Origin of the sequence: Synechococcus sp. HK01-R (assembly GCF_014217855.1) — a bacterium.
Lineage (GTDB): Bacteria > Cyanobacteriota > Cyanobacteriia > PCC-6307 > Cyanobiaceae > Synechococcus_C.
This window is the reverse complement of record NZ_CP059059.1, coordinates 910,318-924,441: the sequence shown is the minus strand read 5'-3', so window position 1 is coordinate 924,441 and position 14,124 is coordinate 910,318. Positions and strand designations below refer to the sequence as shown.

The 14,124-nt window shown below is 42.3% G+C and carries 11 protein-coding genes and 1 pseudogene; all 12 read right to left on the bottom strand.

The window, feature by feature from the left end; genetic code table 11:
* Positions 1-243 precede the first annotated feature (243 nt).
* The 12 genes and pseudogenes from H0O21_RS04760 to pseI all read right to left on the bottom strand — a co-directional run bounded on the left by H0O21_RS04760 (position 244) and on the right by pseI (position 13,948).
* On the bottom strand, positions 244-1,329 hold the full coding sequence (locus H0O21_RS04760) for a glycosyltransferase (RefSeq protein WP_185190588.1): 1,086 nt from the start codon (positions 1,327-1,329) through the stop codon (positions 244-246).
* Positions 1,310-2,170, bottom strand: a complete 861-nt coding sequence (locus H0O21_RS04755) for an NAD(P)-dependent oxidoreductase (RefSeq protein WP_185190587.1) — start codon at positions 2,168-2,170, stop codon at positions 1,310-1,312. Before H0O21_RS04755 ends, H0O21_RS04760 begins: the two co-directional genes overlap by 20 nt.
* Positions 2,167-3,657 carry a lipopolysaccharide biosynthesis protein RfbH gene (gene rfbH / locus H0O21_RS04750; RefSeq protein ID WP_185190586.1) on the bottom strand — a complete coding sequence of 497 codons (1,491 nt, stop codon included), beginning with the start codon at positions 3,655-3,657 and terminating at the stop codon, positions 2,167-2,169. Before rfbH ends, H0O21_RS04755 begins: the two co-directional genes overlap by 4 nt.
* A complete protein-coding gene (gene rfbG / locus H0O21_RS04745; RefSeq protein WP_255441134.1) occupies positions 3,654-4,781 on the bottom strand; it encodes a CDP-glucose 4,6-dehydratase in 1,128 nt (375 codons plus the stop codon). Before rfbG ends, rfbH begins: the two co-directional genes overlap by 4 nt.
* The gene (gene rfbF, locus H0O21_RS04740) at positions 4,745-5,515 is read right to left on the bottom strand and encodes a glucose-1-phosphate cytidylyltransferase (RefSeq protein ID WP_185190585.1); all 771 of its coding nucleotides are present in this window, start codon (positions 5,513-5,515) and stop codon (positions 4,745-4,747) included. Before rfbF ends, rfbG begins: the two co-directional genes overlap by 37 nt.
* Positions 5,516-5,598: 83 nt before the next feature.
* A complete protein-coding gene (locus H0O21_RS04735; RefSeq protein ID WP_185190584.1) occupies positions 5,599-6,522 on the bottom strand; it encodes a glycosyltransferase family 2 protein in 924 nt (307 codons plus the stop codon).
* A gap of 353 nt (positions 6,523-6,875) precedes the next feature.
* Positions 6,876-7,805, bottom strand: coding sequence for a glycosyltransferase family 2 protein (locus H0O21_RS04730; RefSeq protein WP_185190583.1), 930 nt, complete (start codon positions 7,803-7,805; stop codon positions 6,876-6,878).
* A 14-nt stretch (positions 7,806-7,819) separates the two neighbouring features.
* Positions 7,820-8,656 (bottom strand): hypothetical protein, encoded by an 837-nt coding sequence (locus H0O21_RS04725; protein ID WP_185190582.1) that lies wholly within the window; start codon positions 8,654-8,656, stop codon positions 7,820-7,822.
* Positions 8,650-9,939, bottom strand: a complete 1,290-nt coding sequence (locus H0O21_RS04720) for a hypothetical protein (RefSeq protein WP_185190581.1) — start codon at positions 9,937-9,939, stop codon at positions 8,650-8,652. The genes H0O21_RS04725 and H0O21_RS04720 overlap by 7 nt, the downstream gene beginning before the upstream one ends.
* Before the next feature lie 209 nt (positions 9,940-10,148).
* Entirely contained in the window at positions 10,149-11,069 is a 921-nt protein-coding gene (locus H0O21_RS04715; RefSeq protein WP_185190580.1) for a radical SAM protein, read from the bottom strand.
* A 469-nt stretch (positions 11,070-11,538) separates the two neighbouring features.
* Positions 11,539-12,675 (bottom strand): annotated as a pseudogene (locus tag H0O21_RS04710) (IS3 family transposase).
* Positions 12,676-12,898: 223 nt separating this feature from the next.
* The gene (pseI, locus tag H0O21_RS04705) at positions 12,899-13,948 is read right to left on the bottom strand and encodes a pseudaminic acid synthase (protein WP_185190579.1); all 1,050 of its coding nucleotides are present in this window, start codon (positions 13,946-13,948) and stop codon (positions 12,899-12,901) included.
* Between the last annotated feature and the right edge of the window lie 176 nt (positions 13,949-14,124).

Sequence of the window (14,124 nt, the reverse complement as noted above, 5' to 3'; positions counted from 1 at the left end):
TGCAAGAAAGAAGCGGAGAAAGGTACTGAGGTGTAGCAACTATAAATTGCCCTAATGCAAGAAGCAACACTACGGGGTAAAGAATAACGTTACAACTAGAAAACTTTAATTTATTGAAATTGTAGATCGTTACTGTAACATACAAAAGCGAAAGAAGTGGAAAGATTTTAACAGATAAAGGGAAGAAGTCTAGAGAGGGGAAGAAGATCGCAGCAAAAAGGAGGAATACAAACATGTGGCTAATCAAGAGAAGTAAGCTGATAGCTGCCTTGAAGCAGTAAATACATCTCGAGATAATCTAATATGGTTTACGATAGTGCTTATCTCGGACTCATACCCGTAAGAAGAAATAACAGTTGCAATATTTGGGTTTAATGCCGAGCTCTTAATTAAAGCTCCCTCAATAGGTGCAGACCAAAGACTAGGATGCAATACCAACTTAGCTGATGCTACATAATTTTTAAGTCCGGTCTCCCATGTCATTGGAATACAGCTGACATTTGGAGGTGGCTCAGAATTAGTAAGGTGGCGCACATTTGAGGCATGGTCAGGAATTAGAAATTTGATATTAGGTAAGTACTCTGCAAGCTCAATGGCATAGAAAAAGCCTTTAGGTCCAGTACTTGCACCATGAAAAACAATGTCGAAAGATTCTGTCTGACCAACTAAATATTGAGGAGGAGGCTGTCTGAAGATTTCCTCAACGTAGGGAAGGCCGACTACTGAAACAGATGATGATTTACCAAAATGGGTACAGACTAATTCAGCCTGAAGTTTGGTTTGAGCTTGGAAGTGAATTCTAAAAGAAAGGAGTTTAAAAATCTGAAGATAAGCAATATTCAACCAACGGGGAGTCCTATTGGGGAACGGGAAGCATGAAGAGTCAGGTTTAAAAGACTGAAGGCAATCAAGACATTCGGTCTTTCTAATGGGATGATAATTGTAAGAGCGGATGCAGAAAAATGAATTATCCATCAAGTAGACGGTAGGATTATTGAATAAAACCAGATAAATGAAGAGAGGGTAACCAATAGTCTGTGGATGGAGAAGCAGAATATCCCTACGGAAAACTGCAAGACAACGAAAAACAAAGAGAATATAGTCAAAAAACCTGATAACCAACTCATAAGAAAGCTGAATGTATTGTTTGCTCGATAAGTAAGTACGCAATGATTTCTGAGGGCTAGGATTAAGAACCACAAAGCCGTTTGAGATATATTCGGGAACAAGAAATTGCATCAACCTGCCAACACCAGACGAAGAACCAGGCCCAATTCCTGAAATTAGATATTTTGCGCGAGTGTGCATATCAGACACAGTTAATGACATTAATTAAATTTGGACCTGGTACAAGTCTCATGCATTCATTACGTCGATAATTGAGGGAACCTAGCAGCAGATTACCAGCAGCATTCCACCTATTCCAATACTGGGTTGCAAATGATGCCAGAGAAGTAGGGTTCCCAGAGCCAAGATTGTAGATGTTTGAACCAGAATTCTTTAATATTGAATCAGTAGCCCATAGTAAGAAAGTATTAGCCACATCCTCGACACGAATAAAATCACGAATTTGCTCACCTGCAGTCATCGCAAAGTCGTCACCAGCAAGAGCAGCCCTTCTCATTGAGGGCCAAAAACGAGAAGTGGATTCTCCTTCTCCATAGACGTGAAAGATCCTCAGTATATCTAAATTAACGTGATGCTCATTGGCCCATTGAGTTAAAGCTAGGGTAGCAGATGCTTTCGAAACTGCATAACTGCTGGTAGGTTCTAATGGTGCATCAGATGGAATGACCTCGTAACGTTCTCCACTTTTTCCATATTCAAAACAACTGCCTGCCACGACAAAATGGCGGATGCCAGCCTTACGGGCTTGATCAAAGAGTTGTAAAACAGCTATTAGATTCCAATGCAAGCATTCGGCAAGAGAGTCGAAAGGATACTGGACTGAATGTGCTGAAAGATGAACCAATACATCACAGCCTTGCAATTGCGCAGCTGTAACAGTATTGAGCTGACAATTCAGCCACTCAGGTTGCTGTAATAGCTTGATACGAGGCGAACTATTCTCACTGCGTCTCAGAGCACGTACATAATGACATGCATTGAGTGCCTGATTAAGAAAATGAGAACCAATAAAACCGGTTCCCCCGGTAAGAAGAATATTCACTTGCTGGAACAGAAACGACTGATAACATTGATTTCAGTATTTAGCATTGAAGGCGTAAGGCCGGGATAAGTGCCCAAAAAGAGTGTATTGTTCATGATTTGATCAGAGTTAACCAAATCTCCTACTACTCTTAGGGACTCAGGGCGATCCTTTCTAAGCTGAACAAAAGCCGGCTGCCTAACAAGATTGCCACCGAAAAGCATTCGATTGCCAATATGATTACGATCCAATTCTTGCGCTAATTGTGTGCGAGTAAAGGGTGAACTATTCTTGACGGAAATCTTAAAACCAAACCAAGAACAATTAGTACGGCATCCTGTATCGTCCCAAGAAAAACCGTCCAGAGAATCCCAACCAGTAGCGTGAGTAGGCAAGGCAAATTCGAGAACATCATCATTCTTGGCGAGCCCTCGCCTCAGAATGTCCCAATTATGTTTACGTGCCTCAATGAAATCTGGTAGGCGTCTGAGCTGAACTCGAGCTATTGCTGCCTGAGGATCAAGAGGCTTGAGATTGAAGCCAAGATGACTATAGGTGTACTTGTGGTCATAACCTTCTGGTAATTCACCAAGCTGCCATGCAAAACGCTTGTTGCACGTGTTATCTATACCACTTGGGCACCAGCAATCTCGTCCCCAGTCACGAAAACTCTCAGCAATAACCTTAAGTTTCTGATCACGAACGATGTTTACGGCACCACCTTCACCCATCGTAAGATGATGAGGAGGGTAAAAGCTTTGAGTACTGATGTCACCCCAAGTACCGGTCCAACGAATAACTCGATCAGGTCCATCATCTAACCCAGGACTATTCTCATTAAATCCGAAACTCTCAGCAAGTATACGGGGCATAGAGTAACTACTGCCCAACGCATCACAGTTGTCTTCAATTAACCAAAGGTTGTACTTACGACAAAAAGCCAAAGTTGTGGCTAAATCAAAAGGATTGCCCAAGGCATGAGCCATCATCACCGCCTTGGTTTTACCCTGGCAATAAGCAGCCTCCAATTGATCACAACGAGCATTTCCTGTAATTGGATCAGCATCTATAAAAACTGGGACGGCACCAATTTGAACAATCGGTGAGACCGTTGTCGGAAAACCAGCCGCAACAGTGATGACTTCGTCACCAGGTATAATCCGACTTACATCTGGTAATTTAGGAGATGTAAGGGTCGAAATGGCGATTAAGTTTGCACTAGAGCCTGAATTAACAAGCAGACTGTGGCGAACACCTAGAAAATTAGCTAATTCTACCTGAAAAGCCTCACCTTCCATTCCTAACGTAAGCCAAAAATCGAGTGTACTGCTTACAGCAGCTTCTACTTCTGCCTCAGTAAAAACTCGACCAGCGTACGGAATGGAACTACCATCAATCCAAGGTGCACGTTCAGAGTCTGAAGCAGGACGAAAAGCTCCGTGAACTTGACGAGAATACTCTCGAGTAAGGCGCAGGATCTCCTGCTTCAAGGCCTGGGGGTCAGTCATGATGATGTGAGGAGTTTGGTGTAAGCGTTAAGATCAGCAAGGCAACATTCCAAAGGGCTTGCTCCTTCGTGAACGGCTCGATACCAACCAACTGTTCGAGTTAAGGTGGTGTTGAAATCCCATTGTGGGAACCAACCTAAGTGATGGTAAGCCTTGTCAATTTGGAGATGGAGAAGATTGGCTTCATGTGGAGCAGAGTCAACAGATTGATCCTCCCAATGCCCAGGCCAGTGCTTCAATATCGTAGTAACCAAATCAACTACCGGACGATTGCTTGATGCGTTTGGACCAAAATTAAAGGCATCACAAAATAAAGACCGATCGGAAGAAAGTGCCTCAGCAAGTCGAAGGTAACCATATAAAGGCTCAATAACATGTTGCCAAGGCCTAGTTGCAGACGGATTTCGAACTGGGATTGGGCTGTTGTTCATAAGTGCACGGATAGCGTCAGGAAAAATCCTGTCTAAAGCCCAATCTCCTCCTCCTATTACGTTTCCCGCTCTCGCAGTTGCGACGCGGATATGGGGAGTCTGATGAGGAGCAATGCCACAAAAGCTTGAACGCCAACTTGAAATAGCAATTTCTGAAGCTGCCTTACTGGCACTATAGGGGTCATGACCACCTAGGCGGTCATTCTCCCTATAGCCGTAGGACCATTCCTGATTTTCGTAAACCTTATCGGTCGTGACCATAACGACCGAACATGGTTGCATCACAAGACGAAGTGACTCCAGCAGGTGGAGACTTCCAAGAACATTGGTCGACCAGGTCCCAACAGGATCTTGGTAACTACGTCGGACCAGGGGTTGTGCAGCAAGGTGAAACACAACCTCTGGTTGAGATAACTGAACAACACGATCTAAAGAAGGCCTATCTAAAAGATTGCCAATCCGATGATGCCAACGTTGAGAAGTTAATGAATCCCCAAAAAGGGAAGAAAACAAGCTAGAATCACCCTCTGGTTCAAGTGAATATGTCCAAACTTCCGCGCCAAGCTGCTGCAACCAAAGAAGCAACCAACTTCCTTTAAATCCTGTATGACCCGTCAATAAGACACGCTTACCTTGCCAGAAATCAGATTGCAACATCACCAAACCTTCCAGGGAGCCTTTGATTGCAACCAAAGATTATCTAGATAATTACGATCACGAAGAGTGTCCATGGGTTGCCAAAAACCTGTATGCAAATAAGCGGTAAGTTGTCGGTCTTCTGCAAGTTGCCTAAGAGGCTCTTGCTCCCAAACAGTTGAATCTCCATTTATAAAATCGATTACCTCTGGTTCTAATACAAAGAAACCACCATTTATCATCCCACCGTCACCTTTAGGCTTTTCCTGAAAACCACTTACTAAATTATCTCCGGCGAACTCAAGAGCCCCATAACGTCCAGGGGGTTGTACTGCCGTCACGGTTGCAAGACGGCCATCATTCTTGTGATGGGCAACCAAAGCGTTAATGTCGATATCAGAAACTCCGTCTCCATAGGTGAAACAAAAACTTGAATTCCCTAGGTACTCTCTTACACGCTTTAAACGCCCTCCTGTCATCGTCGTTTCACCTGTATCAACCAATGTAACTTGCCAAGGCTCCGCCTTCTTGTGGTGAACCTCCATGGAATTAAGTTTCATATGAAAGGTAACGTCACTCATATGGAGAAAATAGTTGGCAAAGTACTCCTTAATAACATAACCTTTGTATCCACAACAAATAACGAATTCGTTAATTCCATAAGCGCTATAGATTTTCATTATATGCCACAAGATCGGCTTACCACCAATCTCTACCATAGGCTTAGGACGAAGATGGGTTTCTTCGCTGATACGAGTGCCAAGCCCACCAGCAAGAATAACTGCTTTCATCAGTAAAAATAAATACGTAGGGAAGGAATTAGAGAAAGAATAGCAGGCCGAGAGAAAAAGTCGAGGAGGTGAAAACGACGAGGCTACCCATATAAACGTAATAAAAAATTGCGAATTTTTCTAACATAGTTCCAAGGAAAACGGCGCGATTTGCCGCCAAAATGATTATCAAAAATCAGTTTGTTGTTATAACGATTGGATATTACAAAATGTGGATGTGCAATTGTACTAGATAGCAGGCTAGAAGCAGGTCGAGAGCATTTAATATCAAGAGTGTGGCTAGCATCATCACCAAATCCGACATTAGAGACTAGGTTGACCTTTGGTAAGGCAGTTAAACCACCATTGACAACACAAGTGAGTGCCCATCTGTAAGCCCAAGAATCAGGCTTAGAATGAAGGTACAGGGTGTCCCAAATTTCTGCCCAATATGTGCACATTGCCGAGTCAGAGAAAACAGATTGTAGAAGATTCAACCGCTTGGCAATTGGCCAAAGTTGAAGGTCAGAGTCATATTTGCACCATCTCGACTTCCAAGTAGCCCACCCCCAGCACATTGGAATTTGCCCAAAAAAGTAATCACCATCTCCAATCCATTTCCCATCAAAAAAGTTATTTCCACTAATACAAGATATGCGTGTGTCAGAACGGTAGTAATTAAGCAAGGTTTCACAAAAGACAAAGAAATCTGGATGGGGAACGCAATCATCCTCCAAAATAATTCCCTCTTCAACATGGTCAAAAAACCATGAGATGGCACGGCTTACACCTAATCGACAACCTTGATTGACATCGGAATAAAATAATTTTATGTCACAGGTCCAGTCTATCTCTTGTTGAATTACTTGGCGAGTAGCATTCACCTTATCAACTTCCCCATCTCGACTAAGATTAGGGCCGTCAGAGGCAACAAACAGATTCGTAGGAGCAACTGGCCGAATTGCTTCGATGACCTGCTTAAGTGTATTAGGCCTACGCCATGTCAGCAAAAGCAAAGGAGTGTTCATAATGAAAACTAAAAATCTGATCTAAAAGTGTGCCGCAAAAAAGTTTTGATAGGTAACAATCAAATCAGAAAACAGATGCTAAACAAAAATCAAGTGAATGAAAATTTCAATTAATAAAAGGGTAACGAAAGGACAGTGACTATGCTATTCCATAAGAGAGACATTATTGGAACAAGAAGGCATTTGACGCTAAGAGACAAATTGAGAATACATACATGTGAGCAGGAGAAAATGATTAATCATACGGTTTGAGAAAATGTAAAAAACAAGAGCAATCAATTAACAACACAGAAGCTACAAAAATGAATTGAATACATGGGGACATAAGTGAATGCAAGCAGAAGCATTGTGCGTCATGCCAAAATTTTTATCCGAGAAATAATTTTAGAAACAAAAGAAAAAAGCTTGCGTATCAAATACAGGGAAAAAGTAAGCAATAAGATTATGAAATCAGGCGAACGAACAACATACGCCAAGGTATATGAAGCTGTCCACTTACTCCGATTAGCCAGTAACAAGAGAGATTTATCAAAGGCCCAACAATAAGTTGAATAAAAAGCACGAAAGGTTGAGAGTGCATTAAGGTGATGAACGGCAGCAACACGCTTAATAATAGAAATTCGTTCATTTACTCCAAAATCTAAAGGGCGTTGCATATGATCTTCAAATCGAGATTCAAGCTCCAAACCAGAACCACAAGCTAGCTCACCATCTAGTACTTTATGGTCAAGTCCAAAATTAACAAATGCCGACAATGCCATCTCTATTTGCGGATAGATGCAATTATCCAAAGAAACATTTTTCATGTCAAGAGTTTTTTTATGGATGACAATTCCTGGCATAGAACCAGATCGCATTGATACCCAAGAAAAAGACTTGGAGAATGAGTTGGCAGGCGAGGAAGAGGACTGCAAGCCCTTGAAGGGAAGGAATAGAAGACTTTTATCACGTTTAAGCGGCAAGTATCTTATCAATGAAGATAATAGAGAGTGACTGGGTCTGTCATCATCGCCAAGTAACAATATATAATCGCCAGCAGCTAAAGATATTGCTGTAAAAAGGTTTCTAGCATATCCAATATTAGATGAATGGCAAAACAGGCGAGCCTGAGGGATAGATGCCAAAAATAGTTTTAACTGATTACGATTATGAGTAGTAGAAAAATTTTCAGAAATAATAAATTCAACATTATCAATTGATTCATCTAAGCCTTGGGAAATAGATAGGATATTTAACTTAAGAGCCTCACAATTTTCGTAGACAGGGATGACAATTGAAAGCAATTTTGATCGCATGGCTACCTAAGAAAAAAGTTTTGTACTAATACCACTTTTTTGAAACTGACTGTACAGGGAAAATCACCATGTGTACAATCTTGGCGAGTTATTAAGAGATCACCACAAGTATTGAAAAAGGGAACTATCTGACGGCTCGAGGTTAAGGTTGAATCAGTATAAGATCCACCCAAGTCAGATCCGAAAATAAAATTAATCACCTGAAGAATAGAAAATCGAAGCCATCTAAGTCTGTGCGAAAAGGGATGAAAGCCGTATGGGCCCTGTTCAAGTGAATCAACTCCTTTGAGAGTAAGAAATGATTTTACTCTTGGCACATAACAGTCTCGATGAAAGCATCTAGGTGTTTTGACAGAATTATATATGTATATATGGTGCTGTCCAGAAGAAAACTGCTCTGAAAAGGCTAATGCCAAGACATTATTAGTAAACGAGACAATTGAATCCGAAGCAATTTGTTGCTTACCTTCTAATTTAGGTGAGAAAAAATCAATCATTCCTGAATCTATAAATAACTTTTCCCTGCGACCAAATCTGTTCGTAAACTCAGTTGCGACAGAACCGCGGATAACAGGCCCACGTTGATGATGATAATCTTTAACGTCGAAATCATATACAATTTTATTATCAGGAATGGTAAAAGAGTCAGAAAGATAATCATTAAAAACCTCAACGAGTTCGCTGGAGCTATAAAAGTTTTTAATATGCACACCACCAAACTTTCGAAGAGCGTATGCTATCTCTTCAATAGAAGATGATTTATAGTCAAATGTAAAGTGGCAAGGACCGTTATTTCTCGAATTTAATGGAAGCAGTTGACGGAGGATACGCCTCAACATGATTTCAGGATTGAAAAAGGAACCGAGGGAGTTTTATTATTAACTAATGACAAGATAGCCTCTGCTACAGTAGAAGGCTCTGCGCCATACGAACGAGTGTCATAAGATGAAATATAGTAACGGATAGCATTTCGACGAGCGGCAATAGATTGTTCTAGTGCTTGATGAATTACCTTTTTGGAATCATTAACAGACGAAAGATGAATTGAGAGTCCATTCGCTACATATCCGAAAATATCAAAAGGCTGAGCCTTCGAAAACTGATAATAGACAGTGGGTACTTTAGAAATAGCTGCTTCTAGATGTATACCACTATCACCTGCAATAAGGCAAGAGATACGTCCAAGATAGTCTGTTAGGCAATCTGAACTTTTTGTCGAAAATGTTGCAGAATGCTTGTACCTAGACATAACCTTTGATATGTAAAAATTACCTAATCCTGGATGGAATCTAATGCATATTTGATATGGGATAGACAACAGAAAGTCTACCAGCTTGAACACATCTGACAAATCATCCAAAGAACTCACGGCAACCCCAATACAATCAACTTTATCTGAAGATTTTGTGTTCAGCGAATGCTTGGACTGAAAATAGGGCTTAGTCATACCAGTCAAAAAGAAATGAGTTTTAGGAAATAGATGATAGTTGACTGGCTTATTCTCAAAGCAACTTTCATAAACATTCAAGGAGTATTGACCAAATAGAAATGCGTAATCAAATAGAGGGAAAGGAAAAACATTTGAGACATTTCCGTGTTGTAGATAGGCTGATTTGATATTCATAGACCGAGCAGAAGTAGTAAATGATCTATTAGCAACATTATGATCATTTGAAGTGATAACTATCTTTGGTGATGTCTCTCTTAGAATTTTTGAAAAGGAATACAAATAGAAAATTGCTGAGAGGATGTCACAAAACCAATTAGCAAAAATTAAACTTCGTATTTTGGTTATTGAAAAGAATATATAGGGAAGGCGAATCAAGGAAATAATAACGATAATCAAAAAATCAACAATGCCTATTTTCATCGGCTCTATTTGCGCAGATAATTGTTTTTTTAATGAATTCGAGGAGACTATAGCAACTGTTAGTCCTAGGGCTTTCAATCGATCAATTGTTGGCTTCAAAGAAAGATATTGATTATCTGAACCAACATAAATAAGTACATCTAGAGGAGGCAATTGGTTATTGCAATCTTGTCCAAGATGCTGAAATAGCAAATAGATATAAAGAAGGAGCTGCTTTAAAAGACTCTTATGATTAGAAACAAGCTTTTGCATATATAAATCTAAAGCAATCAAGTGATATGATCCATAAGCAATCCATGTTTCGTTTTGCAGTTTAAGACAATTAAATACATTCTTTGCAAGAAAAAACTTAGTTGCAGTTGAACGAAACCAACACCCTATAAATAATCTCACAATCTTAATAAGGATTCGAAAGGAGGTTGATGTGTAAGAGATATTAGCAAAAAGAAAAACAAAAAAGGTTATATCGGCGAGAGCAAGAAGGTCTTTTCATTTTTAATGACATTGCAATCTTTGCAGATACCGGATGGAGATGAGGTACTGATTTCTTTGCGAAGCTTATTGTAAGCATCTGAATTCCAAATTTGGCTAATAGAATCAGTAATAAGATTTCCTAAAGGGATCTGTGAAGTCAGATCATAACAACAGGGAACAACCGTGCCATCTGATCTAACAGTTAATTTACTTTCAACGTGGTCACAATTATTATTATAAATTTCATTCAATGATGAATCGCCGAATCTGCGAACCGAAAACTCTGTAGATGGAAAATGTGGCCATTGCATGGCCCCAAAAACCTTGTAATTCATTGAAGGTCCAAAAGTATTTTTAAGCCAGACTGGAACCGAGGGAGTTGTATTAATAGGATTGAATTCAGCAGAAGACGGTATAAATTGTGTTGAGGAAATCGAAATTTCGACGGGAGAGTTTTTGGCAGCATTAATTTCTATAAATTTGAATATATTGTCAATGACTGTAGAGGATTTGCTGTTTCTCCTGATATAATCATTAATTTCTGGCGATGTAGAATCTAAAGAGAACTCGACAGAACTAAGTCCGGAATCTATCAACGCATTTGATATCTCTTCACTAAGTAACATGCCATTTGAAACCGTCTTTATATAAACATTAGGCAGCTTTGATCTTAACATCTTAATCCATGAAACAAAATCTTTGTTTAATAACGGCTCACCGCCATGATAAAGAACTATTGCCCTTAACGAATCAGAGTGCTGAACAACTTCGTTTAAAATCTTGTTAAAAAGAGCATTTGACATTACTCCCCGTTTCATTTTCACCGTCCCTGTTGGGCAATGCCTACAGGCCAAGTTGCAAGCACTAGCTGGTTCAACTCTGACAACAGGGGGGAACGAAATCTGCATGACCGGTAGCAAAGCAATACTTAATATACTGTATCAGGAAATATGTATTGCACAGAAGTGAAAATAAACGGAAGTATGGTGCTGAAACTTAAAATCACAGCAATAGGGCGCAACAACGAAGCATTGCTTGCAAAAATCGATAAAGTAGGTTGACTCATTTAATTTAGCGCATCGCAGGGCGACAAGTAAATAGTAAATTAAAACAGCATAGATCCGGCAAAAGCTGATTGAATATTAGTCAATGAGCGCTCTACCTAATTACAAAACTAGGGCAAATGTGAGGAATATTGTCATAACAAATAAGAATTGGCCAAAGTGAAAATCTTATCGTAAGCAATGAACCAAGAATTGTCTAGAGTAAACCACGCGAACAAGGGGAACTCTTTTCTAGGCAATAAAGCAAAACTATTCGTGCGAATGACGTGACCCCCTTCATCGGTCCAGTGCTTATGAGAGTGGGTGGTCGTGATCATGCTGCAGCTCCTTGTTGAGCTGCCTCCAGGGGCGTACGCCCCTGGAGGGCCGAATGGGGCCTGAGTGTGTTGTACTCCCAGCGCCAGCGGTTGGCCAAGCCCTGGGCTTCCGTCACCGTGGCGAACAACTCGGTATTCAGGAATTCATCCCTGAACCGACTGTTGAACGACTCGGCAAAGCCGTTCTGCCACGGTGATCCAGGTTTGATGTAGGCGGTGCTGGTGCCGCTGCTCTGGCACCACTTCCTGAGAGCGTGGGCGTAGCCGCCAGGCTTCTGCGAAGCAGTTGAACTCAGGGCCGTTGTCGCTGCGGATGAACGTCGGCGCCGGATAGACGCTGGTCAGCTCTTCCAGCACGGCCACCACATCCTTGGCCTTGCAGCATCGGCCGACACGGATCGCCAGGCAGAGACGACTGTGCTCGTCAATCACGTTCAGGAACTTGAGCCGGCGGCCGTCAGCGGTGGCGTCGAACTGGAAATCCATGGCCCACACCTGATGCGGGTATTCGGCTTGGTGACGACGCACGGAGCCATCAGCAGGCCTGGCCCGCTTCTGTCTGCGGGGAGTTGGGCGCCGCAGCCCTTCCTCGCGCCATAGGCGGTGCACCCGCTTGTGGTTCACCAGCCAGCCTTCCCGCCTGAGCAGGCGATATGCCATCCGCCGGCCCCAGCGGATGTACTCAGCTGCGATCTCCCGGAGGCGCCGCCGCAGCTTGGCCTCCTCAATGTCGACAACCTTGGTGGCATGTCGCTGAGTGCTGCGGTGTTGACCCACCACCCTGCAGGCGAACCGCTCCGATACCCGGAACATGGCGCGCAGGGCCTCAACAGCCCTGCGGCGTCGTTCCGGGCTCAGAAGTTTCCCTCGGCTAACTCCTTGAGCATCGCCTTCTCCAACTCGGCTTCTGCCAGAAGCTTCTTGAGACGGGCGTTCTCCTTCTCCAGCTGAGTCAGCCGTTTGGCCTCCTCGGCCTGCATGCCCCCGTACTGCTGTTTCCAGCGGTGGTAGGTCGGCTGGGTGACCTCAATGGCGCGGCAGACGTCAGCGACGGTCTTGCCCTGGGCGATCAACTGCTCAGCGGTCTTGAGCTTGCGGATGATCTGCTCGGCTGTGTGGCGGATGCGTTTCATGGTGAAGTCCCCGGCCCAGTCTGGCCGGATGAGGACTCTCATTCACCCTGGACCAATTTCCAGGGGCCACGTCACGAACTGTTAAGCATCTGAGAGACAAGCGTTTAGATAAACTGGCCTAGAAATTCACGAATATGGTGTAACTTTTTTGCAATTATCGCGTAATTTAAATCAAAATGATGGCAAGATAACAGCAAACTATAGTCTTAAGCGAAATTGAATCCTACAGAAGCTTGTCGAGACTCAAAGGAGTACCACGCTCATAAGGATATTGTGCTGTTTTACCGATAATTTTCTTGTACAGGTTAGGTGGTGCGCCATAACCTGGTCGAATGATCCTAATGTTCTCCGGTGTAAAGAGTTCTCCAGGTTGGATATCACGAACAACGTAAATTGATCTCCGAAATACCATACTTCTTCGTTCGGAATCAGTAGGGCCATACGATACCTTTCCTAATGACTGCCATGCACGTTCGGTCTCTAGAACTAGTGCTGAGAATTCATTCGGCTCTAAAGAGAATGCACTATCAACTCCTCCATCCGAGCGAGAAATGGTAAAATGTTTTTCAATTAATGTGGCTCCCATTGCAACAGAAGCAACAGCAACACCCACACCCATCGTGTGATCACTTAAACCCACTTCACAATTAAAGAGCTGCCTCAAGTGAGGAATAGTTCGAATATTAGTATTTTCAGGACTGGATGGATAAGAACTTGTGCACTTGAGCAACATCAACTGAGTGCAACCGGCATCACGGGCAGTACGCACTGCCTCATCAAGTTCGCCAAGGCTGGCCATTCCTGTTGAAATGATCAACGGCTTACCGGTGGAAGCTGCCTTATGAATCAACGGCAGGTGATTATTTTCAAAGCTGGCAATCTTATAAGCTGGTACATTTAGTTGTTCTAAAAAATCAACAGCAGTTTCGTCAAAGGGGGAGCTAAAGCAGATAAGACCGAGTTCATGAGCATGCTCCATGATGGGTTTATGCCAATCCCAAGGCGTGTGAGCCTTTTGATAAAGGTCATGAAGACTCTGACCAGCCCAAAGTGACTCCTTATCATTAATCTTGAAGCTGCCGCCACGCTCATTGATAGTCAGCGTATCTGCAGTATATGTCTGAAGCTTAATCGCATGAGCTCCTGCTTGCGCTGCAGCATCCACAATCGCTAAAGCCGTCTCAAGGCTTTGATTATGGTTGCCGCTCATTTCAGCAATTAAGAAAGGAGAGTGCGAACGACCAATAACTCGCCCATCAATGCAGATAGTCATAAATGAAATAGAAGGTGATAACAGAAAAAATGAACTCAGTTACAGCATCTTAAAATACCAAGCAAACGAAATTTTCATGTGCAGCATAAACAACAGAAAACCAGCAGCAAGTACGCAAGATACTCTGCTATGCAGCGCCAAAGTAGAACAGTCTTTTACATTAGTACAATTTATTG